The organism is Pseudomonas putida (assembly GCF_028682395.1).
Taxonomy (GTDB): Bacteria; Pseudomonadota; Gammaproteobacteria; order Pseudomonadales; family Pseudomonadaceae; genus Aquipseudomonas; species Aquipseudomonas putida_AB.
Genome location: NZ_JANHLC010000004.1, coordinates 94,638 through 120,734, shown reverse-complemented (window position 1 = coordinate 120,734; position 26,097 = coordinate 94,638). Strand labels below are relative to the sequence as shown.

Below are 26,097 nucleotides of genomic sequence, written 5' to 3'. Positions count from 1 at the left end.
ACAGACAGGCGGATAATCGCCCCTCATTCAAGTTCTGGTTGTGACTTATGCAATACGCTTATCCCCTGCTGGCCATTTTGATCTGGGCTGGCAACACCGTGGTCAGCAAGGCGGCGGATGGGGTGATCTTCCCGGCGGAAATCGGTTTCTATCGCTGGTTGCTGGCCGGGTTGCTGTTTACCCCCTTCATGCTCAAGCCGGTACTCGGCAATTGGGCGCTGATCCGCCCGAATCTGGGGAAGATCGTTATCCTCGGCGTGCTCGGCATGGCGGTCTATCAGAGCCTGGCCTACTACGCGGCGGCCATGACCACCGCGACCAACATGGGCATCATCCTTTGCCTGATGCCTCTGATGGCCCTGGCCATGGCGATTGTCAGCCTGGGCCAGCGCCTGACGGCCGGCGCCCTGGGCGGCGCGCTGCTGTCGTTTGCCGGGGTGGCGCTGGTGGTGTCCGCGGGCAAGCCGGGCACGCTGCTGGAACATGGGGTCAATCTGGGCGATGGCATGATGCTGTTCGCGACCCTGGCCTACGCGCTGTACAGCACCCTGCTGAAAAAATGGCAGCTACGCCTGCCGCCGCTGCAATTGCTCTATCTACAGGTGCTGGTGGCAGTGGTGGTGCTGTTGCCGCTGTTTGTCCTGTCGCCCAAGGCGGGGCCGAACCTGCAGAACATTCCATTGGTGCTGTATGCGTGCCTGCTGGCCTCGATGATTGCGCCCCTGGCCTGGATGCAGGCCGTGACGAGGTTGGGGCCGAGCCGTACCACGCAGTTCTTCAATCTGCTGCCGTTGCTGACGGCGCTGATCGCGGCCCTGGTACTGGGTGAGCAACTGGCGCTGTACCACCTGGTCGGCGGCGGGTTGACCCTGGCCGGGGTGATTCTGTCGGAGCGCTGGACCACCCCGTTGGGTCGCGCCCGCTAGCGGTCCAGGTGCCTAGAGGCCGGCGGCCTTGAGCCGCGCGGCGTGTTCGGTAAACAGGCGGATGGGTTCGGCGCCCTTGCCGACCAGGCCGATGGATTGGTTGACGATATTTAAGTGGTCAAGCGGGTAGTCATCGCCAATCACGGTGCCCAGGTGCGAGCTGTAGCGTCCGACCATCCCGTCGCACTGGCCGGCTTCGCGCACGAAGGTCCGGGCAAATAGCCGGCAACTGCGGTGGGTCCCGTCCAGCAGGTTGCGGCCCTGGCCGGTTCGCCCGGGCTGGAGGGTGCCGGACCAGGAGTAATAGCGCACCCCGGCGACTTCCTCCGGACCCTGCCCGCCCCAGGTCGATGGCAGGCCCTGGGGGTACTGGCGATTGAACTGTGCGACACCGGCGCAGGTCAGCGACTGGTGCGAGGCGTGCAGGTCCATGGGCAAGCCGCGGACCCGATCGCCGGTTTCCAGCCAGCCCATCAGCCGTGCGATCGCACACAGCATCCGGTGCAGCAAGCGCCCGCGCAGGCTGTGTGCCGGGTATTGGCGCTCCAGGTAGTCGGCCAGCTCCGAGCCATGGTTGGGACCGGCCACCGAGGTCACCGAGGCGACCCAGTCTGGTCGCTTGGCGGCCGCGTAGCGCGCGGTCAGCGCACCCTGGCTGTGGCCGAGCAGATTGATCTTGTCGGCGCCGGTCTCGCGGCGGATTTGTGCGATGCGTGCCAGCAGTTGTTCGCCGCGCACTTCGCTGGAATGGAGCGGTGATACCTGTACCGCAAACACCCGGGCGCCGCCCTGGCGCAGGGCCGGGATGATCCCGTACCAGTACGGATAGACCAGCAAGCGGACAAAACCGAGCATCCCCGGTACCAGGACCAGGGGGTAACGCGTAGCGAGTTCCTCGGACATATGCACCCCTTTGTACAGGAAAGATTTCGACCTCGATCAGGGCGCCAGTCTGCCTGGCGCGGATGACAGCGCGGGGTTCGCACAGCGTCGCCATCGATTGATTGGCACATCCGATAAAACTTTCCGGCGTTTCGATCACTCACAGCTTACGGGCCTATCTCGTCGACAGAGCGAGGAGGAAAACCTGATGAGCCAGGAGATTGAAATGAGCGACAAACCGTTATCCGATGTGAAAACCCTGCGTGAACGTGCCCGCAAGAATGTCGAAAGTGGCGCCGTGACCGCAGGCTACAGCGCTGATCGCGAGCAGGTGCTGCGCCTGCTCAATGAGTCGCTGGCCACCGAGCTGGTCTGCACCCTGCGCTACAAGCGCCATTACTACATGGCCAGCGGTATCAAGGCCAATGTCGCGGCCGAGGAGTTTCTGGAACATGCCAATCAGGAACTGGCCCACGCCGACAAACTGGCCGAGCGGATCGTCCAACTGGGCGGTGAGCCGGAGTTCAATCCCGACTTGCTGTCAAAGAACTCCCATGCCCAGTACATCGCCGGCAAGACCCTGAAAGAGATGGTCACCGAGGATCTGGTTGCCGAGCGCATTGCCATCGACAGCTACCGCGAGATCATTCAGTACATCGGCGAGCAGGATCCGACGACGCGGCGGATCTTCGAGGACATTCTCGCCCAGGAAGAAGAGCACGCCGACGATATGGCGGACCTGTTACAGGGCCTGTAATCCCCCTCGCGAACCCGCGCGCCCCTGCAGGTTCACGCTGAGCCTGCAGGGGCGGGTTCGGGCTTATCCCTTCACCGTCTTCGGCGCCTTGCCCGCCTTCATCTGCTCCAGCAACGGCGCGCACTGGTTAGGCACATCCCCTCCCGGTGCTACCAGGGCCAGTAACCCGGCAGCCGGCCCGGCAATCACCCCCAGCGCTACCATCCCCGCGCCCCGCAGGATCAGCGGCACGGCCTTGACCCCGGCGTCGGGCTTGATAAACGGCCCGCGGACATAGAGCGGCGAGCGCAGGGAAAACAGTCGCAGCCCCTTGGATTCCGGATTGATGGTCAGGTCCAGTTGCTCGCTGGCAAAGTCGGCGGTGCCATCGACATAGATAATCGCGTTCTCGGTATCGAAGACAAACAGGCGCGAGGTGGCCAGGCCGTTCTTGATGCCAAAGTCAGCCGCCGCGCAATTGATCTTCACTTCCTTGTCGCCAAACAGCTTGCCGACCACGTAGTTGCCCACGTTGAGCCCGGCGATTTCCATCAGGCCGCGGCTGATCGCACCGTCATTGACCAGCATCTTCAGATCGCCATTGGCCTTGCCCAGCAACGCGGCGACCGAGTTGCCGGTGCCGTTGATATCCGCGTCGCCGTTGAGCTCGCCAAAGCTGGTTTTCATCGGCTCGAAGGTCGGGAACAGTTGCTTGAGCTTGAAGTTGCGCGCACTCAGGCGGGCGCGGCCCTGCATCGGCGTGACCCGGCCATTGAGGCGAACCTGCATGTCGAGCTTGCCGCCGGCCACGCCAAAGCGCAGCGGCTCCAGGCTCAGTTCGCCATCGTTGAGCCGCAGGTGAGTGTAGAGGTCGGTAAAGGGCAGCTCGGCGCTGTGGACGATGCGTTTGCCGGTGAACTCGACATCGGCGTCCATCTCGCGCCAGCGCTCGGTGCGGAACTCTTCGACCGGCAGCACCTTGGTTGCCGGCTGTTGGCTGGCCGCGCCCCGGGCCTTTTGCTGGGTCGTGGAGTCGGCACCGATCAGCGGCGCCAGGTCGACCATCAGCAATTGATTGGAGAGCAGCGCACCGCTCAGTTTGGGCCGTGGCTGGCTGGCAACGTAGGCCAGGTCGCCATGGATATCGCTGTTGCCGATCTTGCCGTTGAACCCTTCATAGCGGAAGACCGCGCCGCCCGGCTCGTGCAGCTTGGCAATCAAATGGCCGTCGGTGGCATAGGGCGGTGAGTCGGGCAGGGTAACCCCGGTCAGCGGGTACAGATGAGCCAGACTGGCACCGGAAAGCGACAGGCGCAGATCCAGCGCGCCCAGGTTGCGTGGGTCGGTCAGGGTGCCCGCGAGGGCAATCCGGCTGGCGGCGATCTTGACGTCGGCTTGCAAGGGGAAGGGCTGGGTCGCATCCTGCAAGGCCAGTAGGCCACCGATCTTGCCCGTGCCGGAGAGCGGCTGGCCGTGGTACTGGCCCTTGACCTTGAAGGCAAAGGCATAGTCCTGGGGCTTGGTCGTGGACGTGCGGGCGGGGTTCTTCTGGCTTTCAGGCACGATATCGCTAAAGGGGATCGGCTTGCCCAGCGGGTCGATCAACAGCTCCAGGCGGGTTTTCAGGCTTTGGTCGTCGAGCGTGACCTGGCCCTTGTCGACGCCGATGGCACCGATATCCACCGTCCAGTTCGACGGCTCGGCATTGGGGTCCTTGGGATCGAACTGGAACGTCCAGTTCGCCCGGCCATCGGCCAGGCGTTCAAGCACGGCCTTGGGCCCCGTCAGATCGATGCGCGGGATCACCACCCGTTGCGCCAGCAGCGGCAGCGGGGCCAGGCGCAACTCGACGCGCTTGAGGCTGACCATCTGCGGTTGTTTCGACCAGTCAGGATTGCCCAGCGTCAGGTCCTCGGCCACCAGATGAGGCCAGGGCACCCAGGCGCGCCAACCGCCTTCGTCGGGCTCGCGGCGCCACAGCACGGCCAGGTTGCCATTGACCGCAAACGGACGATGCAGCTCGGCGGAGACTTTTTCATTCAGGGTGGGCTTGAGTCGATTCCAGTCAAAGGTCGCAATAATCAGGACAAACAGGGCCAGGAGAAGGACCAGGCTGAGGCCGGTCCAGGCGAATATTCTGCGAGTGCGCGTCATTGCACGGCTCCTTCGTTGCGACTGGGCGTCCGCTGGTGTGGGACAAGACATGCCATTACGACCGGTGAACCCTCGCCAAGGTTTAATAACAATGGCGCTGGTGCGGCAAATAAATGGATTTTTCCTGACCGATCCGACGGTTTTTTGGGCGGGAGCCTGCACCTGGACGGCGCACAGGCCCTTCGACAATCCCTTGAACGGGGCAGGAGTACCGGCCGCAGCGCCCATTCCAGAGGCTCTGGCGGCGAACCATCAATTCTGTTGATTATTACCATTGCCTATATGAACTTTTATATCGATTTGGCAAGCGTAGCATTGGCTCCGTATCCACTTAATTGCCCTCCCAAGGAGCGCCAAATCATGAAACGTCCATTACTCCTCAGCTTGACCCTCTCGCTTTTGGCGGCCAATGCCTTTGCCTTGCCCGCCTCCGAGCAGACGGCCCCGCAAATCAAGTCCGATGCGGCGACCATCAGCCAGCCTATTAAAACCCTGGCGGAAGACGGCTCTGACCGCACCCAATCGGCGACCTTTGCCGAAGACGGTGCCGACCGTACCAAGTCGGCGACTTTTGCCGAAGATGGTGCCGACCGTACCAAGTCGGCGACCTTTGCCGAAGATGGTTCCGACCGCACCAAGTCGGCCACCTTCGCCGAAGACGGTTCCAGCCGTGTCAAAAGTGCGAGCTTTGCCGAAAACGGCAGCGATCGTCTGATCGAACAACGTCAACAGATCAGTTGATCGTGTGCGGTCCTTGGAGCCAGGCCCGGTCATCGTACCGGGCCTCTCTATTTCAGGGCCCTGGCGCCTGGGGTTCGACGTCGACAAAGCTGATTTGCTAGAGTGCCCCGCTGTACCACTGCCAGAACCCGCCCGCCGATGCTGCCCCGCGCCGAACAAAAGCAACAGACCCGCCATGCCCTGATGGATGCCGCCCGGCACCTGATGGAGTGCGGCCGTGGCTTTGGTAGCCTGAGCCTGCGCGAAGTAGCCAAGACCGCGGGCATCGTGCCGACCGGTTTCTACCGCCACTTCAATGACATGGACCAGCTTGGCCTGGCCCTGGTCAGCGAAGTCGGGCAGACCTTTCGCGAGACCATTCGCCTGGTACGCCATAACGAATTTGTAATGGGCGGCATTATCGATGCCTCGGTCCGGATTTTCCTCGACGTGGTGTCAGCCAATCGCTCGCAATTTCTGTTTCTCGCCCGTGAGCAATACGGCGGCTCCCAGCCGGTGCGCCAGGCGATCGCGGCCTTGCGCGATGGCATCAGTTCGGACCTGGCGGCTGACCTGACGCTGATGCCCAAGCTCCAGCACCTGAGCCATGACAGCCTGACCGTGATGGCCGATCTGGTGGTCAAAAGCGTATTCGCGACGCTGCCGGAGATCATCGACCCCGCTGTCGAAACGCTCCCCGAACACCTCTCGCCCCAGGCCAAGATCACCCAGCAACTGCGGTTTATCTTTATCGGCCTCAAGCATTGGCAGGGATTGGGCAGCACCGAGTAACCCCGGCGCACCACAAAGGCTCGCAGTCGGGCCTTGTGCACCATCTTGAAACGCGCCAGCCAGGCGCTACGTTTCATTTTCAGGCAGGCCTTCGCGATACGGCGCCCCGGAGCGCAATTGGCAAGCCCCTTGCTCTGTACTGTGCATCGTTCTTGGCTGGAATCCCTCCCATGCTGGTGATCCATCGCGCAATTGCTGCCCAAACGGCCTGGGCAGCCGAACTCCACCTCAATTACGAAGCCCGCAGCAAAAGCCGTCTGCGCTGTTTCAGTGCCGATGGCGAAGATGTCGGCTTGTTCCTCGAACGCGGCCAGCCGCCGCTGCACGACGGCGATTTTCTACAGGCCGAGGATGGCCGTGTCGTGCGGGTCAGTGCCCGTGCGGAGCAGGTGCTGCATGTGACCTGTCGCAATGCCTTTGAACTGACCCGCGCCGCCTATCACTTGGGCAACCGGCATGTCGCCCTGCAGATCGGCGATGGCTGGCTGCGATTGCTCGACGACTACGTGCTCAAGGCCATGCTCGAGCAACTGGGTGCCCGGACCGAAGCCCTCGAGGCGGCTTTTCAGCCGGAGCACGGCGCCTATGGCGGCGGCCATCACCATTCGCGTCACGGTGACGAAGATTTCAATTACCCGCCACGCCTGCACCAGTTTGGAGTGCGTGTGTGAAGCCGGCCTGGGCGCTGTTGCGTCTGGCCAGCCCGCAATTGCCCATTGGTGGCTACAGCTATTCCCAGGGGCTGGAACTGGCGGTGGATAGCGGCCGGGTCACGGATGTCGACAGCGCCCGGCGCTGGATCGGCGACCAATTGCTGCTCAACCTGGCGCGTTTCGAGGCGCCGCTGCTGCTTGCCCATTGCCGCTCTGCACTGGCGGCGGACTGGGAGGCGCTGGCGCAACTGGCGGCAGAACAGCGCGCCAGCCGCGAAACCCGTGAGCTGTATCAGGAAAGCCGGCAGATGGGGTATTCCCTGCAGCAACTGCTCAATGGTCTGCCTGAACTGGACGACGCTGCACGTGATTTTCTGGCGCGCCATGACGAGCCGCACCTGGCCCTCGGCTGGGCGCTGGCGGCCCGGGCCTGGCAGATCAGTGCCGAAGATGCCCTGGCCGCCTGGTTGTGGAGCTGGCTGGAAAATCAGTTGGCCGTCCTGATGAAAACCCTGCCCCTGGGCCAGCAGGCCGCACAACGCCTGACCAGCCAACTGCTGCCGTTATTGCAGCAGGCCCAGCAGCAAGCCGCCCGACACCCCCCCGAACACCTTGGCAGTGCCGCGTTTGGCCTGTCCCTGGCGTGCATGGCCCATGAGCGCCAATACAGCCGCCTGTTTCGTTCCTAGGAGAAGCACATGAATGCACAACCCCTGCGGGTCGGTATCGGCGGCCCGGTCGGTTCCGGCAAGACCGCGTTGACCCTGGCCCTGTGCCTGGCCCTGCGCGATCGCTACAACCTGGCTGTGGTCACCAACGATATCTATACCCGTGAGGATGCGGATTTTCTGGTGCGCAACCAGGCGCTCGCGCCGGAACGGATCATTGGCGTGGAAACCGGTGGCTGCCCCCATACGGCGATCCGCGAGGATGCGTCGATCAACCTGGAGGCGGTGGATCAGTTGAATCGGCGCTTCCCCGGCCTCGACCTGATCCTGGTGGAGTCCGGTGGCGACAATTTGTCCGCGACCTTCAGCCCGGAACTGTCCGACCTGACCCTGTACGTGATAGATGTATCGGCCGGCGACAAGCTGCCGCGCAAAGGCGGGCCGGGCATCTGCAAATCCGATTTGCTGGTGATCAACAAAATCGACCTGGCGCCCCTGGTCGGCGCCTCGTTGGAAATGATGGACAGCGACACACGACGGATGCGTGGCGACAAACCCTTTGTCTTCAGCAACCAGAAGACCGGGCTTGGCCTGGATGCCATCGTGGCCTTTATCGAACGTCAGGGCCTGCTGAGCGCGGCCTGAATGTCACACCAAGGAGCTTTACCCATGACCCTGAAACAAATCCTCGCCACCTTGACCCTGCTGCTGAGCCCGGCCCTGGCATTTGCCCACCCGGGCCACGGTGATAACGGCCTGTTGGCCGGTATCGGCCACCCGATCGGCGGCCTCGATCACCTGCTGGCGATGCTCGCGGTCGGGCTCTGGGCGGCCCAGCAACAAGGCGCGGCCCGCTGGGCGCTGCCTTGTACCTTTGTCGGCACCATGCTGCTGGGCGGTGTGCTGGGTTTTGAAGGGCTGAACCTGCCCGCTCTGGAAAGCGGGATTGCCGCGTCGGTCCTGGCCCTGGGGCTGGCTGTGGCGCTGGCGGTCCGGCCGCCGCTGGGCCTGGCGATGTTTGCCACGGCGATGTTTGCCCTGTTTCACGGCGTGGCCCACGGTTTGGAGCTGCCGGAGATGTCCAGCCCCTGGACTTATGCCGCTGGCTTCGTGATGGCGACGGCCGTGCTGCATGCCGCCGGTTATGCGCTCGTTCGCGTGCTGCCCCGGGCCGCTGCGCCGCTGGTGCGCCTGGCTGGTGCCGCGTCGGCGGTGACCGGGGCCTGGTTGCTGGCCGGCTGAGTCCGACGTGGCGGGCAGGCGCCTGGCGCTTGCTCGCCGCGATAGGCGGCGAGGTTCCTGCTAACATGGCGGGCTCAAGCCCCAGCCCTGACGACGCCCGCCGATGCCCGAAGTTTCCAGCTCTGCCTCCCAGCCTGAAGTGCGTGCCCTGTTCGAGGCCCTGCGCGAGCACTTTCGCCATGTGATCGTGCCGCTTTGGCAAGTTCCTGGCTGGAACCCGGAACTGGCATTGCCCTATGAGGCGCTCGATGGCGAGCAACGGCCCCTGGCGCCGCAGCGTTATCGCGCGATGGCCTGCGCCCGCCAGCTCTATGTGTTCAGCGGGCTGATCGGCGATCCGCAGTTTCCGAGCGCCGAAGCCCATGCCGGCGCGCTTTTTCGTTCCTTGCAACGGCATTTCCACGACGCCGAGCACGGCGGCTGGATCTACAGCATCGACGCCCAGGGCGCGCCGCTGGACCAACGCAAGGATCTGTACACCCATGCGTTTATCGTCTTTGCCTGTGCCCATTACTGGGCCCGGGTCCGCGAGCCATTGGTCGAGTCCGTGCTCAATGCCGCCCTGGAAGTGATCGCCACCCGTTTTGCCGATGGCAGCGGGCTGTACGAGGCCAGCCTGGCCCGCGATTGGTCGGGCCTGGGCAGCGGCCCGCTGCAGAACCCACTGATGCACCTGGCTGAAGGCTTTCTGGCAACGCTTGCAGTGCGTAATGATCCATCGGTCGAGCAGGCGCTTATGGCCCTGGCGGCGGGCATGCAGCAGCGCTTTATCGAACCGCGCCACGGGCTGTTGATGGAAAAACCGTGGGGGGCTGTGGATAACTGGTTCGAGCCGGGCCATCAATTCGAGTGGCTGTATTTGCTCGAGTCGTCGCCGCTGTTGCGCACCAGCCCTTTGCAGCAGGCCCTGGACCGCGCCTTCGACTACGCCGAGCAGGTCGGGGTGGACCCGCAGAGCGGTGCGGTCAGCGGCATGCTCGATGAGCATGGCAGCGTGCGCGATGCCACCCAGCGGATCTGGGCCCAGGCCGAATACTTGCGGGCCCTGACCCTGCGCGCCGACAACGGCCCGCGCCTGTTGCGCCAGTTGAGCGCCTTGCAGCAGAACTTTATCCACAGGCGTGGCTGGTACGAATGCCGCGATGGCGCCGGCCGGGTCAGCCGCCAGGATATGCCCTCGACCACGCCCTACCATCTGGCGACCTGCCTGGCGGGCCTGAGCGATTTTCTCGCGGGCTAAATAACCGCGGGGCCGAGTGCACTGCACCCGGCCCCGCGGTGTTTCAGCCAGCCAGCGCGGTACAGCGGGAGCTTAGCCGTAGCGCTTCTTGGCCTCGATGGCCAGGCCGCTGCCGATGCTGCCAAAGATATTGCCTTCCACATGGCTTGCCTTGGGCAACATGGCCGCGACGCTTTGGCGCAAGGCGGGAATGCCGCTAGAACCGCCGGTAAAGAACACGGTATCGACCTGCTCGACGCCTACGCCTGCGTCGTTGAGCAGTTGGGTCACGCTGTTGCGGATCCGCTCCAACTGGTTGTCGATGGCCGACTCGAACAGTGCCCGGCTCAAGTCCACGCCCAGCCCCGACTCGATTCGGTCCAGCGGCACATGGCGGCTGTCGCTGTGGGTCAGCTGGATCTTGGTTTCTTCCACTTCCATGGCCAGCCAGTGGCCGGCGCGCTGCTCGATCAGCTTGAACAGACGGTCGATGCCGCCGGTGTCCTCGATGTCGTAGCGCATGCTGCCCAGGGCCAGTTGGGATTTTTGCGAGTACACCGAGTTGATGGTGTGCCAGGTCGCCAGGTTCATATGGTGGCTGGTGGGCATATAGGCACCGCTTTTCATCCGGCTGCCATAACCGAACAGCGGCATCAGGCCCTGTAGGCTCAACTGCTTGTCGAAGTCGGTCCCGCCCACATGCACGCCGCCGGTGGCGAGGATGTCTTCATGGCGGTTGTCCTGGGTACGGCGTTCGGGCGACAGGCGCACCAGGGAGAAGTCCGACGTACCACCACCGATATCGACGATCAGTACCAGCTCTTCGCGCTCGATGGTCGACTCATAGTCGAAGGCCGCGGCAATTGGCTCGTACTGGAAGGACACGTCCTTGAAACCGAGTTTCTTCGCCACCGCGACCAGGGTGTCTTCGGCTTCCTGGTCGGCCAGTGGGTCTTCGTCGACGAAAAATACCGGGCGCCCCAGCACCACCTGCTCGAACTCGCGGCCCGCAGCGGCTTCGGCGCGCTGTTTGAGCTGGCCGATAAACAGCCCGAGCAGGTCCTTGAACGGCATGGCCGTGCCCAGGACGCTGGTGTCGTGCTTGATCAGCTTGGAACCCAGCAGGCTCTTGAGCGAGCGCATCAGCCGGCCTTCGTAGCCTTCCAGGTACTCGTGCAGGGCCAGGCGGCCGTAGACCGGACGACGCTCCTCGATATTGAAAAAGACGACCGAAGGCAGGGTGATCTTGTCGTCTTCCAGCGCAATCAGCGTCTCCTCGCCGGGGCGTAGCCAGCCGACGGTGGAGTTGGACGTGCCGAAGTCGATACCACAGGCACGGGCTGCAGAGGCGTTGTTCATGGCTTTGCGGGTCCGGTGAAAAAAACGGCCGCGCAGTGTATGTCAGGCGCTCGCAGATTCGAAGGCCGACGATCCGCTAAATATCAGGTTTTTAACGACTTGAAAGACTATCCTTGATCCCCAAACTTGAAGGCATTGGGCTGGCAGCTGCGCTGCGATCAAGAGAAATACCGTGGCTGCCGATAAACAGGTGATGCACTGCCCGGTCACAGCCTTGAGGTCGGTCAATGCCGATGCCGCCCAAGGGCGCATGCTGGCTCTGTCGGGCGACGCGATATCGATAACGGATGGTGATCCTTAGATGGACTTCAAAGACTATTACAAGATTCTGGGTGTCGAGCCGACGGCGGACGACAAGGCCATCAAGGCCGCGTACCGCAAGCTCGCGCGCAAGTACCACCCAGATGTCAGCAAAGAAAAAGACGCCGAGAGCAAATTCAAGGACGTCTCGGAGGCCTATGAGGCGCTGAAAAGTGCCGACAAGCGCGCCGAGTACGACGAGCTGCGCCAGTATGGCCAGCACGGCCAGCCATTCCAGGGCCCGCCGGGCTGGGAAGGCCGCGGCGGGTTTGGCGGTGGCCAGGACACCGGCGACTTCTCGGACTTCTTCAGTTCGATCTTTGGCAACCGCGGCCCCGGTTTCGGTGGCGGTGGGCAATCGCGCCGCAGTAGTGGGCGACGTGGACAGGATGTGGAAATGGAACTGCCGATCTTTCTCGAAGAAACGCTCTCCAACGAGTCGAAGAAGATCAGCTATCAGGTGCCGCAGTACAACGCCGCGGGCCAGCATGTCAGCAACACCGCGAAAAGCCTGAATGTGAAGATCCCGGCCGGGGTTACCGATGGCGAGCGTATCCGCCTCAAGGGCCAGGGCGCACCGGGCATCGGTGGTGGGGCTAATGGCGACTTGTACCTGACCATTCGCTTCGCGCCACATCCCAAGTTCGATGTCGAGGGTGAGAACCTGATCATCACCCTGCCACTGGCTCCGTGGGAGCTGGCGCTGGGCTGCGAGGTCGCGGTACCGACCCTGACCGGCAAGATCAACCTGAAGGTGCCGGCCGGTAGCCAGAACGGTCAGCGCATGCGTGCCAAAGGCCATGGCCTGTTGAACAAGGCGGGGCAGCGCGGCTATCTGTTCGTTCAGTTGAAGGCCGTGATGCCTAAGCAGAACGACGAGGCCGTGCAGGCCCTGTGGCGGGAACTGGCGCAAAAAGCCGCCTTCGATCCGAGAGAACAATGGAGTAACTGATCATGAGTCGACCCCTGATCGTTCAACTGGACATGGAAACATTCTGTGAAGAGACCGATCTGACGGTCGCTTGCGTGATCGAAATTGTCGAGCACGGCATCCTTGAGCCTCAGGGGGCAGATCCCGGGGACTGGCGTTTCAACGATTTCGAGCTGGGCATCGCCAAGCGCGCGGTCAAGCTGCGCAGCGACCTGGAGATCGATTGGGAAGGCGTCGCCCTGGCGCTGGAGCTGCTGGAGGAAGTCCGCCAGCTGCGGGCCGAGAACCGCATGCTCAGGCAGCGCCTGGAGCGCTTTGTGCCGGACTGATGGGGCTGACCCCGAGCCTTGTCGAGGCGAGCGTGCTCGCGCCGGCAAGGCTTTATTTTTGGGGTTTCAGGCGTGGGAGACGCGGGGTAGCACCACGATAAACCGTGTGCCGTCGCGTTCGCTCGACTGCACCTCGATCGTGCCCTGGTGGGCATTGACCACTTCCTTGACGATAAACAGGCCCAGGCCAAGACTGGTGCTTGCCTGGCCGACTTCCTCGGTGGCGCTGCGCACCAGTGGGTCGAAAATGCTCCCCAGGGCTTGTTCGGGAATCGCCGGGCCGTAGTTGTGGATTGTCAGGGTCACGCTATCGCTGGCGCCGATCAGGCTCAGCGTGACCATGCGATGGTTGGCGCCATGCTGCAAGGCATTGCCCAGCAGGTTCTGCAGCAGTTGCTCGATGCGCCCGCGATCCCAGACACCATGGGTATCGCCCTCGACCTGCAAGTGCGCCTGGCAGCCCGGCTGGCCGGCACTGGCTTCGTCGATGGCGGCCTGGGCCGCGCTGGCCAGGTCCATGGGCGCCGGCTCCACGGGCATGCCATTGCCCAGGCGGCTGCGTACAAATTCCAGTAGATCACTGATCATCGCGCTCATATGCCGCGTTCCGCGCCGGATGCGGCTGGCGTAGACCAGGCCGTTCTCGTCGAGGTTCGATTTACGCACCAGCAACTCGGTCGACATGCTCACCGCTTGCAGAGGGGCGCGCAGGTCGTGGCCCAGAATCGCCAGGAAGATATCCCGCGAGCGGTTGACCTGTTCGGCATAGGCGGCGGTCGACTCGGCCAGGGCTTCGTCGATGGCTTCGTTGAAGCGGATCATGTCCTGGAACTGCGTCAGTTGCGGTGTGGTCAGGCTATCGACCCACAGGCGGATCACGCAGGCGCGCAGATGGCGAAACTCGGAGGTCATCTGCACCAGGTCGAAGCCGACGCTGTGGCGCAGCTCGCCATGGCTGGCGGCGGCCGCGTCCAGGCTGGGGGTTTTCTCCGGGCCATCGCCCTTGGCCTTGGCGGCCTGTTCGCGAGCGGTCTGGGCCTTGGTCATATCCCGCGCGGCGGCCAGCAGGATGGACTTGGCATGGTCGCGTAGCTCGACCCGAGTCATGGACTCCGCCGCCGGGGTCAGGGTACTGGCGAACTGTTCCCACTCATCGACGATCCTTTCGACCTGGTGCACGATGAACTCGGATAAACCCATAGCGGACGACCTGGCAGGACAAAGGAGAACATAGTAGCTTCTTGCCAAATATTGAACAGTTGCCGGCGATCTAGAACAAGAAATATCGCTGGGCCATGGGCAGCACATCCGCCGGTTCGCACCACAACAGCACGCCGTCGGCCTTGACCTGATAGGTCTGTGGATCGACTTCGATGCGGGGCAGGTAGTCATTGTGGATCAGGTCGCTCTTTTGCACCTGGCGACAGCCCTTGACCACTGCGATCCGCTTTTTCAGCCCTAGGCTTTGCGCCAGTCCGGCCGCGTCGGCGGCCTGGCTGATAAACGTCAGGCTGGTGGCGTGCAGGGAGCCGCCATAGCTGGCGAACATCGGGCGGTAATGGACCGGCTGGGGCGTGGGAATCGAGGCGTTGGCATCGCCCATCAGGCTCGCGGCAATCGCGCCGCCCTTGAGGATCAGCGTGGGCTTGACCCCGAAAAAGGCCGGCCGCCAGAGCACCAGGTCGGCCCACTTGCCGATCTCGATCGAGCCCACTTCATGGCTGATGCCGTGGGTGATCGCCGGGTTGATGGTGTACTTGGCGATATAGCGCTTGGCCCGGAAATTGTCGTTGCCAGGGCCGTCGCCGGGTAGCGCGCCGCGCTGTTTCTTCATCTTGTCGGCGGTCTGCCAGGTGCGCGTGATCACTTCGCCGACGCGGCCCATGGCCTGGCTGTCGGAACTGATCATGGAGAACGCGCCCAGGTCGTGAAGGATATCCTCGGCGGCAATGGTCTCGCGGCGAATCCGGCTTTCGGCAAACGCCACGTCTTCGGCGATGCTGGGGTCGAGGTGATGGCAGACCATCAACATATCCAGGTGTTCGTCGATGGTGTTGCGGGTAAACGGGCGCGTCGGGTTGGTCGAGCTGGGCAACACATTGGCCAGGCCGCAGGCCTTGATGATGTCCGGGGCATGGCCGCCGCCGGCACCTTCGGTGTGGTAGGTGTGAATGGTGCGGCCCTTGAATGCGCCCAGGGTGGTTTCGACAAACCCCGACTCGTTGAGCGTGTCGGTATGGATCGCGACCTGGACATCGAACTGGTCGGCCACGTTCAGGCAGTTGTCGATGGCCGCCGGGGTGGTGCCCCAGTCTTCATGCAGTTTCAAGCCAATGGCGCCCGCCTTGACCTGTTCGATCAGCGGTTCCGGCAGGCTGGCGTTGCCCTTGCCGGTAAAGCCGATGTTCATGGGGAAGGCATCGGCGGCCTGGAGCATGCGCGCCAGGTGCCAGGGCCCGGACGTGCAGGTGGTGGCATTGGTGCCAGTGGCGGGGCCGGTGCCGCCGCCGATCATGGTGGTCACGCCGCTCATCAGCGCTTCTTCGATCTGCTGCGGGCAGATGAAGTGGATATGGGTGTCGATACCGCCGGCGGTGAGGATCATGCCTTCACCGGCGATCACCTCGGTACTGGCGCCGATGGCGATGGTCACATCCGGCTGGATATCCGGATTGCCGGCCTTGCCGATGGCCGTAATGCGCCCGTTCTTGAGCCCGACATCTGCCTTGACGATGCCCCAGTGATCGACGATCAGCGCGTTGGTAATCAGCGTGTCGACGACCTCGGCGGCGAGCAACTGGCCCTGGCCCATGCCATCGCGGATTACCTTGCCGCCACCGAATTTCACCTCCTCGCCGTAGGTGGTGAAATCCTGCTCGACCTCGATCCACAACTCCGTATCGGCCAGCCGTACCCGGTCACCCACGGTAGGGCCGAACATATCGGCATAGGCTTGTCTGGAAATCTTCATGCTGAGTCCTTTGGCGAGTTCGAAGGCGCTTTGATAACGGTGAACGTGAGGGGCGGGTACGCAGCCATCAAAGCTCGCCCATGATCCGTCCGGCAAAGCCGAACACCCGGCGTAGCCCCGCGAGATCGACCAGCTCGACTTCGCGGCGCTGACCCGGCTCGAAGCGCACGGCGGTGCCGGCCGGGATGTTCAGGCGCATGCCGCGACTGCTCGGGCGGTCGAACTGGAGGGCGTCGTTGGCTTCGAAAAAATGATAGTGCGAGCCAACCTGGATCGGTCGGTCGCCGCTGTTGGCCACGGTCAGGATCAGGGTGCGACGGCCGACATTGAGTTCGATTTCGCCAGGCTGGATCTGGTATTGGCCAGGAATCATACGGGTTGTCCCAGGGTCTTGAAGTAGAGGGCGGTGGGCCGGTATTGGCCGTTCGGGTTGCGGCAGTAGTTCGGTAGCTCACCTACGCGGGTGTAGCCCTGAGCCTGGTAGAACGCCTCGGCGCCGGAGCCAGCCTCGGTGTCCAGGTAAAGCAGGCCGCGCTGCTGTGCGCGTGCGCCCTGTTCCAGTGCCTGGATCAATTGCTGGCCCAGGCCACGGCGCCGGGCCGAGTCGAGCACCAGCAGCTTCTGCACCTCGGCGCGGTTCAACCCGTTGGGCTTCAGGCACAGGCTCAGTTGCACGCTGGCCAGGACCTGCTCGTCGCAGGTGATGACCCAGAGCAACAGGCTGGCGTCTGCAAGACCGGCCTGGACGCCGTTGAGGTACTCGCCGGCCTGGCGTGCATCGAAGTCGGCCATAAAGCCCACCGAGGCTTCGTGGGCGACGGCATCGAGCAGCAGGTCGATCAGCCCGGCGCGGTAGTCGGGAAAACTTTCGGCAGTGATGCGGCGCAGTTGGCGGGCAGTCATCGAGGGTCACTCCGCCGGCGGCAAGGCGCCGGGGTTGAGGGTCAGTTGCATGAAGGTCAGGTCGAGCCAGCGGCCGAACTTCACGCCCACCTGGGGCATGCAACCGGTGGTGATAAAACCCAGGCGTTCATGCAGGTGGATCGAGGCGCCGTTGCCGCTTTCGATCGCCGCGACCAGCACATGCTTGCCGCCTTCGCGCGCGCGTTCGATCAACGCGCCGAGCAGGCGCGGGCCGAGGCCGTTGCCGCGTTGGTCGCTGCGCACATAGACCGAGTGTTCGGCGGTATGGCGAAAGCCCTCGAAGGGCCGCCAGTCGCCGTACGAGGCATAGCCCAGCACCGTATCGCTCGCGTCGGTCACCACCAGAATCGGGTAGCCCTGGGCCTGGCGGGCGCTGAACCAGGCCTGGCGATTGCCCAGGTCCACCGGCTGTTCGTTCCAGATCGCCGTGGTGTTGAGTACCGCGTCGTTGTAGATATCGCGAAGGGCGGGCAGGTCGGCCTGCTGGGCATCGCGGATCAGATAAGGCATGGCGCACGCTCAGGCAATGGGTTGGTGGACGGTGACCAGTTTGGTGCCATCAGGGAAGGTCGCTTCGACCTGGATCTCCGGGATCATTTCGGCGATGCCCTCCATTACTTGCTCGCGACTGAGCAGGGTGGTGCCGTAGTGCATCAGTTGGGCGACGGTCTGGCCGTCGCGGGCGCCTTCGAGCAGGGCCGCGCTGATATAGGCCATGGCTTCCGGGTAGTTGAGTCGCAGGCTACGGGCCAGGCGGCGCTCGGCGACCAGGCCGGCGGTGAAGATCAGCATTTTGTCTTTTTCGCGGGGGGTCAGGTCCATCGTGGGCCATCCGTACAAGGCAGTAGAAAAAAGGGCGGTGCAGAGCAGGCCCGGGGGGCTTGGAGCGACAAGCCGTTCATGTGTTCCAGATCCTCGGCGCCAGGGCTTCGCGGCCGAGCAACGCCGGGCGCAGCAACTGCCACAGGGCGATCAGCCAGGCGCGGGCCTGCAGGGTTTCGCCGGCCAGGCAGCGCGCGACCAGCAGCCCGGGCAATTGGCTTAGATCGCCGCGCACGGGATGGGCCAGGGCGCGACAGCGTTCGAGCAATTCGTCGTCAATTTCGCCGGTGACCAGCAAGGTGGCAAACACCGGTTGGCCATCCAGGCCGATGGGCGAGTCGAGCAGGCCATCGCCGCCGGCGATCCGCTGGCGCTCGTGCCAGAGTGGCTTACCGTCGCGGCGGATATCCAGGCGAGCCTGGAAATGGCCCTGTTCGAAACGTTCCCCGCTGGCTGGCCGGCCGAGGGCGACGATATCCCAGTAGAAAAGCCGGGCATCGCCGTGCAGCTCGATGCGCGTCTGCAGTTCGGCCTGGGCGGCGCTGAAGACGATGGTTTCCTGGGGCAGCCATTCCAGGGTCGCGCCGGGGCTGACGTGCAGCTCCAGCGTCTGGTACGCCGGGCCGTTGGCGCGGTACCACTTGGCTGCGCCAGGGCTGGTCAATTGCGCCCAGGCGCCGTCCTCCACCCGGGCCCGAATCGCGAGCCGGTCGCCGCCGGCAATGCCGCCGGGCGGGTGGACGATAATGTGCTGGCAGACTTCGGGGCCTTCGGCGTACAGGTGCTTCTGCACCCGCAACGGACCCAGGTGGCGGCGCAGCACTGGTCGCGAGCTTTCGCCGAAACGGGCATAGGCCAGTTCCAGCTCGGCGTACCAACTGGGGGTGAACGGGATGGGCGAGGCAGGCAGGTTCATGGTTGTTCGTTGGCTTCGGAGCGCTAAAGATTAGATCGTAACCAGCCCGCGTACACCCTCGGACTGCATGTTTTCGCCACGACCCTGCTGGACGATTTCCCCACGGGACATCACCAGGTAGTGATCGGCCAGTTGGAGACGGGGGTCGACCACCCCGGCTTCGAGCATCTTGCCGTTGACGCCGCCCTTGGCATTGATTTCGTCGATGGTCATCAACGCCATGTCTTTAAGCGAGGTTTCGGAAATCGCCATGGTTCCCGACAGCGAATGCAGGATGCTCAAGGGGCTGTTGCAAGGGGTGTGCCGAGTCGGAAAAAGCCTGGGCCGCTCGCTTCAGCGCAGGCGCGGGAAGACGGTCGCGCACCATTGAGGGGCTGTTGCCGGGGGTGTGGTGCGTCGCGTTGCGCTGCATTGGTGCGCGCGGGGTGGCGTGTAGGCGCGAGCGGTTTATCGCGGCGGCGCTCGTGCCTACACGTGGCGGGAGGAGGGGCTCAGGGCGCTGCGGGGCTGTGGACAAACCGCGACAGCAGTACGCGGTCAAGCAACCACACGACAATCAACGAGGCGCCCACCAGGGGAAAGATCACGGCCAGCGCCAGCATGATCGCCATGGCGGTTTTCCACTTCGGCAAGTCATGGCGCAGCGGCGGCACGCCCAGGCCACCTGCGGGCCGGCGCTTCCACCAGATCACCAGGCCGCTGACCGAACCGAGCAGAATCATCAGGCACACCAGCAGGATAATGAACTGGTTGAGTGGGCCGAACATCTTGCCCTCATGCAGCATCACCCCGACTTCCGTGGCGCGTGCCACCGTGCCGTACTGCTCCCAGCGCACATCGGCCAGCACCCGGCCGCTGTACTGGTCGATATGCAGGGTCGCGTCGTTGCGCGGGTCGTCGGCAAACACCGCAATGGTGTAGACGCCCTCGGCCGTGGTGGGTGGGGTGATGCTGTAGCCCGCCTCGACCCCGCGCGCGGTGGCGATATCCACCACCTGTTGCAGGCTGATTTCGGGTGCTGCCGGGCCGCTCGGCGCGGCGCCGTGGTGCTGGTGTTCGGCATGGGCACCGGAGAGCGGCAGCGGGGTATTTTCCAGGGCCCAGGGTACGGTCTGGCGAGTGGCCGTATTCAGGCTGGCGGCCTGGGTATCGGAGGTGGGCATGTCGTTCCACATCGCCGCCGGGAAGCGGTTCCACAGCTCGGCATATTGCTTGCCCCAGAAACCGGTCCAGGTCATGCCGCTCAGCAGCATCAGCAACAGCAGGGCCGCGCCCCAGAACCCGGTCACGGCGTGCAGGTCGCGCCAGAACAGACGTCCGCGACTGCCCAGGCGTGGCCACAGTACGCCCGCTCGGGATCGGCCCCTGGGCCACCAGAGATACAGCCCGGAAATCACCAGCATCACGCCCCAGCCGGCGGCGAGTTCGATCAGCCGGTCACCCAGGGTGCCGATCATCAATTCGCCATGCAGGGCGCGGGCGATGGCCTGCAAGTTGTTCTGGGCATCCTGGGCGCCAAGCAGGACGCCCCGGTACGGGTCGACAAACACATTGAGCTCGCGGCCCTGGTCGAGGATTACGAACTGCGCGCTGCGATCGCCGGCAATGGGCGGCAGATACTGCTTGAGCTGGGCGCCGGGGTAGGCGGCCGCGACCTGCTCGCGCTGGGTATCGGCCGTCAGGGTGTGGTGCCCTGGACGGACTTCGAGCAGGTCGGCGTAGAGCAGTGGATCGAGCTGGGGTTTGAACAGGTAGATGATGCCGGTCAGGGCCAGCAGGATCATGAAGGGGGCGACAAACAACCCGGCATAGAAATGCCAGCGCCACGCCAGGTTGTAGAAAGAAGGTTTGGGTTGGCTCATCAGGAGCGCTCCGCAAGGCTGTAACGTTTTTATAGGAATGGGTTCGCGCCCGCCTTGGGGCAGGCGCGAGTTCGGCTTAGAAGCTCATGTCGACCTTGGTCCAGAAGGTCCGGCCGGGTTCCTTGAGGGCCTGGGGGTTATCGGCGGGAAAGCCGAACCCGGCGTTGCCGGCCAGGTTTAGGTGCTCGGCATAGGCCTTGCCGAACAGGTTGTCGACGCCGGTGCTGACCTTGAAGTTCTGGTTGATCCGGTACGCGCCATTGAGCGAGAACACGCCGAAGCCAGCACTTTGCGCATAGTCCTTGCCGACCACATTGCCCTTGTTCCGGTCGATGCGACCCTGGTCGGCCACCACGCGCCACAGGGCGCCGGCGCTCCAGCTGTCCTGGCTGTAGCTGAGGCCCAGGCGGGCTTCCAGAGGCGGCATTTGTGGCAGGGCCTTGCCGTCGCTACTGTTCTTGCCCCAGGCGTAGGCCAGGGTGCCGTCGGCTTTCCAGTTGGAGGTCAAGCGATAGGCTGCGCCCAGTTCGCCGCCCATGATGCGTGCGTCGATATTCTCGGCACGCGAGCTGCCGCCGGTGTAGTCGAACAGAATAAAGTCGCGCACCTGGCCGACATAGCCCGAGGCCCAGGCTTCGAGGTCCTCGGTCTTGTATTGCAGGCCGACGTCGAGCTGGGTGGTTTTTTCCGGCTTGATCGAGTCGAAGGCATTCAACGAACCGAGCGGGCCGCTTTTCGGCGAGAACAGCTCCCAGTAGTCCGGGAAGCGCTGGGTGTGCCCCAGGCCTGCGTAGACGGTGGTCGGGCTGGCCTGCAGATCATGCTCGTAGCGCACAAAGCCGCTGGGCAGGGTGTCGGCGCGTGTGTTGTCGACTGTGGGGTTGGGCCTGCTCATCATGCCCGAGCCCAGGCGCTGGCGGTAATCCTTGGCCGAGGCACGGTCCAGGCGCGCGCCGCTGATCAGGCGGTCACGGTCGGCGGCATACCAGGTCAGCTCGCCAAAGGCGCCGTAGTTATGGAAGTCGGCGTCCTTGGTGTAGGACATATTTTTGTAGGTATCGATGCCGGCTCCGCCGCGTTGGCGGTGTTCGTTGGTCTGTGCATCGAGCCCGCCGATCAGTTGCACATCGGCCCAGCGCCAGGTGGCCTTGATCCGCCCGCCCAGGGTCCGACGGTCGACATTGGACGCCATGGGCCCGGCCATCATGCCGGTGCCGGAGGGCGTGCGCAGACTGTAGTTGTCCATCACGTGGTCGGCGTAGTTGTAGTAGACCTGGGCTTCGATGCTGTCGAGCACCTCGCCGATATTCGATTTGACGAACCGCAGGCCCAGGCTTTCACGCTTGTACTGGGAGCCGTCCATGCCCCGACCGGCGGAGCGCGCCTGGCCGTCGCCCTTGCCGGCCGTCAGCTCCAGCAGGGTGTCGGCATCCGGGGTCCAGCCCACGGCGATATGGCCGTTCCACTTGTCGTAGCGCGAGGGCACGGTGTCGTTGTTGCCGTCGCGATAATCGTCGGCGTGGGCCTGGTTGCCGATGACCCGCACATAACCGAGCGGCCCGCCGGCAGCGGCGTCGATAACCTTGTCGAACCGGCCATTGGAACCGGCCAGAATACTGGCATTGACCCGGGTGCCCAGCTCGCCGAAATGCTCCGGCTCGCGTTCGAACAGCACCGTACCGGCCGAAGCACCAGGGCCCCAGAGTACGGTTTGCGGCCCCTTGATCACGGTGAGGCTGTCATAGGTTTCCGGGGCAATATAGGACGTCGGTGCGTCCATCCGCCCTGGGCAGGCGCCCAGCATCATGCCGCCGTTGCTGAGGATATTCAGGCGCGAGCCGAACATGCCGCGCAGCACCGGGTCGCCATTGGTCCCGCCATTGCGCACCAGGGCGAAGCCGGGGATGGTTTTCAGGTAGTCGCCACCATCACTGGCTGGAACCGGTTGGCGCGGGTCCTTGGGGTTGGTGATCACGGTCAGGGGCGAGCTCTGGCCGATGGCGGTGACCACGGTCGGGCTGAGTTCTTCGGCGTGCCGGGCATGTTCGTCCGGAGCCTCGGCCGCCATGGCCAGGGGGGCGAGCAGGGCGCCGCAGAACACCGCGAGGGCCTGGGTAAAGCGCAGGCGCGACGGGCTCAGGGAAAACGGGCGGTTGGCCTGGGTAAAAGGCAGGCGAGTGCGTGCAGTGGAGCGGGACATAAGCATTCCATTCTTCTAGCGAATACAACACGGCCGGCGCCGCGCGACTGTCTTGTGCAGTGCGTTCCGGCGGGCCAGGTGAGGAGGTGTTGGCGAGGCTTAGGAGAATGAGGGCGGCGCGCGGCTGCGGGCGCCGGGGAAGACAGCCTGTCGGGCGTGGCCCTGGCGCGGTTCGGCGGTGATGAAGGCATGGGGTGGTGGGGCGGCAAACGTCGCGCTGAACAGGCTTTGGGGCAGCGCCGGGCAATTGAACAGCAGGCTGCAATAGCCGCATTTCTCCCAAAGGACGTGATGCTCGGCGGGGGCTTCATGGTGTGCGGCGTCGGCCGCTTCGCCATGGCAACCGGGCTCCTCCATGACCATCGATGGGTTCATCGCCATCGAGGCGGCATGATCCATCGGCATCGCCTGGGAAATCAGCGGGCCGATAAAAATCATCAACATGGCGAACAGGCTGATCCAGCTGCCGCGTGCCTTCAGGTGAAGGTGCGCGGGGCTGGCCGGCCGGTGCCCGAGCGTGCTCATGCTAGCGCGTCGTGGTGGTCTGCCTGGGGTCAGTGCGCGTGGCTATCGTGCCCGGTCGCGGCGCCGGCGGGCGGGGTCTTCTGCACATTGACCTGAACCTCGACGGCCCCGGCTTTCTCGAAGTGCAGGGTCAGCGGGAAGTGCTGGCCGTCGCGCAGCAGGCTGCGGTCTTTGAGCTCCAGCAGCATCACGTGGTAAGCCATGGGGGCGAAGGTCAGGGTCGCACCGGGGGCGATGGCGACAGCGGCGACGGGTTGCATTTTCATCAGGCCGTCCTGCTGGACGTGCTCGTGCAGCTCGGCCTTGGCCGCAACCGGGGTGTCGACGCTCAACAGGCGGTCGGCCTGCTGGCCGGTGTTCTTGATCACAAAGTAGGCGGCGACGGTGGGGGCGTTGGGTGGCAGTTCCTGGGACCAGGGGTGGGCAATCTGCAACGGGCCGACGCTGTATTCATGGGCATTGGTTAAGGCCGCAGGCAGCATCAGGGCGGCCAGCAATAGGGCTTTCTTGAACATGGAGATTCTCCGGATCGATTCAGGCGCAATGGGGTAGGGGCGGTGAATCAGGCCAGAGGGGAGGCACGAGGATTGAGGCTGGGCCATTGCTGGCGTGGGGTCGGGCTGTCTACCTGGGCCTGGCTGTTCAGGACACGGAAGTCGCCGCTGGCCAGATGCAGTTGCGGGCTGTGGCCCGGTAGGCCCACCAGGGGCGCTGCGCCCGAGCAGCACCAGCAATGTTGCATGGTGGAGTGCAGGTCGCCTGCGGGCGCCGATTGCTCCGCAGAACCAAGGGAAATGGCAACCAGGCGAGTACCCGTGGAAGAGCAGAAGCTGCCCAGCAACAGCTGCTTGGTGATCGCGGCATTGCTGGTGTTGGCTCCGGCGCTCGCCAACGGCATGGCAAGCATATTGAACAGCACTGCAAAGCAGGCGATCCAAGTTATGGCAAGCCGTTGTCGGAACATGGATTTTCTTCCGTAAGAATTTTCAAGCAAGACCGGGCTATTTAGCCCTAATGGCCTGGATAAGTAAAAGCACTGCCTGCGGTGAAAAGTCGCAACTCTGTTTCCTGGTCTTTCCGCTGCCCGGCGTGCATTCCTTCCACAAGCAGGCTAGCTGCTTTTGCGAGGCCGGGCAGATTCTGTTTCAGCCGATAAAGGCTGCCAAGGCCTGAAGTATTTGGGCGGTTGTCGAAAACTCCCGGTCCACCGCGGGCAAGGCCGGGCGCTGCAGGATCAGCACCGGGATGCCGCGCTCGCGGGCCACTTGCAGTTTGGGCTCGGTGGCGCTGCTGCCGCTGTTCTTGCTGACCAGGACATCGATGGCGCGCCGTTCGAACAGTTGGCGCTCGTCTTCGAGCAGGAACGGTCCACGGGCGCCGATAATCTCGCAGCGTTCGTTGCCGGGATACTGGTCGAGGGCGCGCAGGGTCCAGAACTGGCTGGCGGGGATTTCCTGTAAATGGGCCAAGGGCTCGCGGCCCAGGGTAAACAGCGGGCGCTGGAAGGGCGCCAGGGCCCGGACCAGTGCCGTCCAATCCGCCACTTCACGCCAGTCGTCGCCGGGCTGCGGTTGCCAGGCCGGACGGCGCAGCGCCCAGCAGGGAATGCTGCTGAGTTGGCCCGCAGTGGCGGCGTTCTGGCTGATGTGTGCCGCGTAGGGATGGGTCGCATCCACCAGCAGGTCGATCTGGTTGTCGCCAATAAAGCGCGCCAGCCCGTCGGCCCCGCCATAACCGCCAACCCGCACTTCGCAGTCGAGGTCCTCGGGCACCCGGCCGACCCCCGCCAGGCTGTAGATATGCTCGCGGCCCAGGGTCCTGGCGATGGCCAGGGCCTCGGTGACGCCGCCGAGCAACAGCACGCGCTTCATGATGCACCTCCCGCATGGCCGACGATGCCGCCTTGGCGGTCGATGGCAAAGACTTCGACCTGGACCTGGGCCGGCACGACACTGCGGGCGAAATCCAGGGCGTGCTGGCACACCGCATCCCCCAGGGCGATTCCCGCCGCGCTGGCCATGGCCAGTGCCTGCTGGCTGGTGTTGGCGCCGCGAATGGCGCTCTGCAACCCGGCATCGGCGCCAATGGCGCCGGCCCAGTCGGCCAGTTGCGGCAGGTCGATGCTCGAGTGCCGGCTGTGCAGGTCCATATGCCCGGCGGCCAGCTTGCTGATCTTGCCAAAGCCGCCGCACAGGCTGAGTTTATCCACAGGCACCTTGCGCAGGTGCTTGAGGACCGCGCCGACAAAATCGCCCATCTCGATCAGGGCAATCTCGGGCAGGTTGTAGACGCGGCGCATGGTGTCCTCGCTGGCATTGCCGGTGCACGCGGCGATATGCAGGTAGCCATTGGTCTTGGCCACATCGATGCCCTGATGGATTGAGGCGATGTACGCGGCGCAGGAAAACGGCCGGACAATGCCGCTGGTGCCCAGGATCGACAGACCGCCCAGAATGCCCAGTCGCGGGTTCATGGTTTTCAGGGCCAGGGCTTCGCCACCCTCGACATTCACCGTGACCTCGAAGCCGCCGGCGTAGTGGTGCTCTTGCGCCAGTTGCCGCAGGTGTTCGCCGATCATGCGCCGGGGCACCGGGTTGATCGCGGGCTCACCCACCTCCAGCACCAGGCCGGGGCGGGTCACGGTGCCCACGCCCTGGCCGGCGCAAAAGCGCACGCCCGGCTCGGGGCTCAGGCGCACCCGTGAGTAGAGCAGGGCGCCGTGGGTGACATCGGGGTCGTCGCCGGCATCCTTGATCGTCCCGGCCTCGGCGCCGTCTGCGCTTAGACGGCAGAACTCCAGGCGCATCTGCACGCGCTTGCCCTTGGGCAACACGATCTCCACGGCGTCATGGCAGGTCCCGCCGAGCAGCAGGCGCGCCGCCGCGAGGCTGGTGGCGGTGGCGCAACTGCCGGTGGTCAGGCCGCTGCGCAGGGGCGCGGGTTGTTCGGCGGTTTCGTCACGCATG

28 protein-coding genes and 2 pseudogenes are annotated in these 26,097 nt (G+C 64.2%); 11 read left to right on the top strand and 19 right to left on the bottom strand.

All coding sequences use genetic code 11. From position 1 onward, the window contains the following. Positions 1-47: 47 nt before the first annotated feature. Entirely contained in the window at positions 48-926 is an 879-nt protein-coding gene (locus NPS46_RS11870) for a DMT family transporter (RefSeq protein WP_274107323.1), read from the top strand. Positions 927-938: 12 nt separating this feature from the next. Here NPS46_RS11870 and NPS46_RS11865 read toward each other — a convergent pair whose 3' ends face one another. Continuing rightward, positions 939-1,829 (bottom strand): esterase/lipase family protein, encoded by an 891-nt coding sequence (locus NPS46_RS11865; RefSeq protein ID WP_274107321.1) that lies wholly within the window; start codon positions 1,827-1,829, stop codon positions 939-941. Positions 1,830-2,034: 205 nt separating this feature from the next. Here NPS46_RS11865 and NPS46_RS11860 point away from each other — a divergent pair, with 205 nt between their 5' ends. Beyond that, positions 2,035-2,565: a ferritin-like domain-containing protein gene (locus tag NPS46_RS11860; RefSeq protein WP_274108058.1), complete on the top strand. Its 531-nt coding sequence runs from the start codon at positions 2,035-2,037 to the stop codon at positions 2,563-2,565. A gap of 63 nt (positions 2,566-2,628) precedes the next feature. Here the strand turns inward: NPS46_RS11860 and NPS46_RS11855 are convergent, their stop codons facing one another. Continuing rightward, positions 2,629-4,698 (bottom strand): AsmA family protein, encoded by a 2,070-nt coding sequence (locus NPS46_RS11855; RefSeq protein WP_274107319.1) that lies wholly within the window; start codon positions 4,696-4,698, stop codon positions 2,629-2,631. Between the two features lie 360 nt (positions 4,699-5,058). Between NPS46_RS11855 and NPS46_RS11850 the strand changes: the two genes are divergently transcribed. The 7 genes from NPS46_RS11850 (at position 5,059) to NPS46_RS11820 (ending at position 10,013) form a co-directional block, all read left to right on the top strand. Next, entirely contained in the window at positions 5,059-5,439 is a 381-nt protein-coding gene (locus tag NPS46_RS11850) for a hypothetical protein (RefSeq protein WP_274107317.1), read from the top strand. A gap of 138 nt (positions 5,440-5,577) precedes the next feature. Beyond that, entirely contained in the window at positions 5,578-6,210 is a 633-nt protein-coding gene (locus NPS46_RS11845) for a TetR family transcriptional regulator (protein ID WP_274107315.1), read from the top strand. Between the two features lie 170 nt (positions 6,211-6,380). Continuing rightward, entirely contained in the window at positions 6,381-6,881 is a 501-nt protein-coding gene (gene ureE / locus NPS46_RS11840) for an urease accessory protein UreE (RefSeq protein WP_274107313.1), read from the top strand. Then, entirely contained in the window at positions 6,878-7,552 is a 675-nt protein-coding gene (locus NPS46_RS11835; protein ID WP_274107311.1) for an urease accessory protein UreF, read from the top strand. Before ureE ends, NPS46_RS11835 begins: the two co-directional genes overlap by 4 nt. A gap of 9 nt (positions 7,553-7,561) precedes the next feature. Beyond that, positions 7,562-8,176, top strand: a complete 615-nt coding sequence (gene ureG / locus NPS46_RS11830) for an urease accessory protein UreG (protein WP_274107309.1) — start codon at positions 7,562-7,564, stop codon at positions 8,174-8,176. A gap of 24 nt (positions 8,177-8,200) precedes the next feature. Further along, positions 8,201-8,773 (top strand): HupE/UreJ family protein, encoded by a 573-nt coding sequence (locus NPS46_RS11825; protein ID WP_274107307.1) that lies wholly within the window; start codon positions 8,201-8,203, stop codon positions 8,771-8,773. 103 nt (positions 8,774-8,876) lie between these two features. Then, the gene (locus NPS46_RS11820) at positions 8,877-10,013 is read left to right on the top strand and encodes an AGE family epimerase/isomerase (protein WP_274107305.1); all 1,137 of its coding nucleotides are present in this window, start codon (positions 8,877-8,879) and stop codon (positions 10,011-10,013) included. Between the two features lie 72 nt (positions 10,014-10,085). On the opposite strand, the gene NPS46_RS11815 is transcribed toward NPS46_RS11820, so the two are convergent. Then, entirely contained in the window at positions 10,086-11,351 is a 1,266-nt protein-coding gene (locus NPS46_RS11815) for an Hsp70 family protein (protein ID WP_274107303.1), read from the bottom strand. A gap of 301 nt (positions 11,352-11,652) precedes the next feature. Between NPS46_RS11815 and cbpA the strand changes: the two genes are divergently transcribed. Together cbpA and NPS46_RS11805 are read left to right on the top strand one after the other, a co-directional pair. Continuing rightward, entirely contained in the window at positions 11,653-12,603 is a 951-nt protein-coding gene (gene cbpA, locus NPS46_RS11810; RefSeq protein ID WP_274107301.1) for a curved DNA-binding protein, read from the top strand. A gap of 2 nt (positions 12,604-12,605) precedes the next feature. Further along, a complete protein-coding gene (locus tag NPS46_RS11805) occupies positions 12,606-12,911 on the top strand; it encodes a chaperone modulator CbpM (protein WP_274107299.1) in 306 nt (101 codons plus the stop codon). A gap of 66 nt (positions 12,912-12,977) precedes the next feature. On the opposite strand, the gene NPS46_RS11800 is transcribed toward NPS46_RS11805, so the two are convergent. From NPS46_RS11800 to NPS46_RS11725, 16 genes and pseudogenes are all read right to left on the bottom strand, one after another. Next, positions 12,978-14,111, bottom strand: coding sequence for a sensor histidine kinase (locus NPS46_RS11800; RefSeq protein WP_274107297.1), 1,134 nt, complete (start codon positions 14,109-14,111; stop codon positions 12,978-12,980). Between the two features lie 70 nt (positions 14,112-14,181). Then, positions 14,182-15,882 (bottom strand): urease subunit alpha, encoded by a 1,701-nt coding sequence (gene ureC, locus NPS46_RS11795; RefSeq protein ID WP_274107295.1) that lies wholly within the window; start codon positions 15,880-15,882, stop codon positions 14,182-14,184. Positions 15,883-15,949: 67 nt separating this feature from the next. Continuing rightward, the gene (locus tag NPS46_RS11790; RefSeq protein WP_274107293.1) at positions 15,950-16,255 is read right to left on the bottom strand and encodes an urease subunit beta; all 306 of its coding nucleotides are present in this window, start codon (positions 16,253-16,255) and stop codon (positions 15,950-15,952) included. After that, complete coding sequence (locus tag NPS46_RS11785) at positions 16,252-16,785, bottom strand: GNAT family N-acetyltransferase (RefSeq protein WP_274107291.1); 534 nt, start codon at positions 16,783-16,785, stop codon at positions 16,252-16,254. Before NPS46_RS11785 ends, NPS46_RS11790 begins: the two co-directional genes overlap by 4 nt. Positions 16,786-16,791: 6 nt before the next feature. Further along, on the bottom strand, positions 16,792-17,316 hold the full coding sequence (locus tag NPS46_RS11780) for a GNAT family N-acetyltransferase (protein ID WP_274107289.1): 525 nt from the start codon (positions 17,314-17,316) through the stop codon (positions 16,792-16,794). Between the two features lie 9 nt (positions 17,317-17,325). Next, positions 17,326-17,628, bottom strand: coding sequence for an urease subunit gamma (locus NPS46_RS11775; RefSeq protein WP_274107287.1), 303 nt, complete (start codon positions 17,626-17,628; stop codon positions 17,326-17,328). A gap of 76 nt (positions 17,629-17,704) precedes the next feature. Continuing rightward, positions 17,705-18,544 carry an urease accessory protein UreD gene (locus NPS46_RS11770; protein WP_274107285.1) on the bottom strand — a complete coding sequence of 280 codons (840 nt, stop codon included), beginning with the start codon at positions 18,542-18,544 and terminating at the stop codon, positions 17,705-17,707. Between the two features lie 30 nt (positions 18,545-18,574). Then, a pseudogene (locus tag NPS46_RS11765) lies at positions 18,575-18,682 on the bottom strand (ABC transporter ATP-binding protein); the annotation flags it as partial. Then, positions 18,667-18,826, bottom strand: a pseudogene (locus NPS46_RS11760) (transporter substrate-binding protein); the annotation flags it as partial. The pseudogenes NPS46_RS11765 and NPS46_RS11760, both read right to left, overlap by 16 nt. A 209-nt stretch (positions 18,827-19,035) precedes the next feature. Further along, positions 19,036-20,406, bottom strand: coding sequence for a PepSY-associated TM helix domain-containing protein (locus NPS46_RS11755; protein ID WP_274107283.1), 1,371 nt, complete (start codon positions 20,404-20,406; stop codon positions 19,036-19,038). 76 nt (positions 20,407-20,482) lie between these two features. Beyond that, positions 20,483-22,606 (bottom strand): TonB-dependent copper receptor, encoded by a 2,124-nt coding sequence (locus tag NPS46_RS11750; protein WP_274107281.1) that lies wholly within the window; start codon positions 22,604-22,606, stop codon positions 20,483-20,485. Between the two features lie 99 nt (positions 22,607-22,705). Next, a complete protein-coding gene (locus NPS46_RS11745; protein ID WP_274107279.1) occupies positions 22,706-23,131 on the bottom strand; it encodes a DUF2946 domain-containing protein in 426 nt (141 codons plus the stop codon). Between the two features lie 29 nt (positions 23,132-23,160). Next, positions 23,161-23,646, bottom strand: coding sequence for a copper chaperone PCu(A)C (locus tag NPS46_RS11740; protein ID WP_274107277.1), 486 nt, complete (start codon positions 23,644-23,646; stop codon positions 23,161-23,163). Between the two features lie 47 nt (positions 23,647-23,693). Then, positions 23,694-24,095, bottom strand: coding sequence for a DUF2946 domain-containing protein (locus tag NPS46_RS11735; RefSeq protein ID WP_274107275.1), 402 nt, complete (start codon positions 24,093-24,095; stop codon positions 23,694-23,696). 181 nt (positions 24,096-24,276) lie between these two features. Beyond that, positions 24,277-25,002, bottom strand: a complete 726-nt coding sequence (locus tag NPS46_RS11730; RefSeq protein ID WP_274107274.1) for a cobalt-precorrin-6A reductase — start codon at positions 25,000-25,002, stop codon at positions 24,277-24,279. Continuing rightward, positions 24,999-26,096, bottom strand: a complete 1,098-nt coding sequence (locus NPS46_RS11725) for a cobalt-precorrin-5B (C(1))-methyltransferase (protein ID WP_274107272.1) — start codon at positions 26,094-26,096, stop codon at positions 24,999-25,001. Before NPS46_RS11725 ends, NPS46_RS11730 begins: the two co-directional genes overlap by 4 nt. Between the last annotated feature and the right edge of the window lies 1 nt (position 26,097).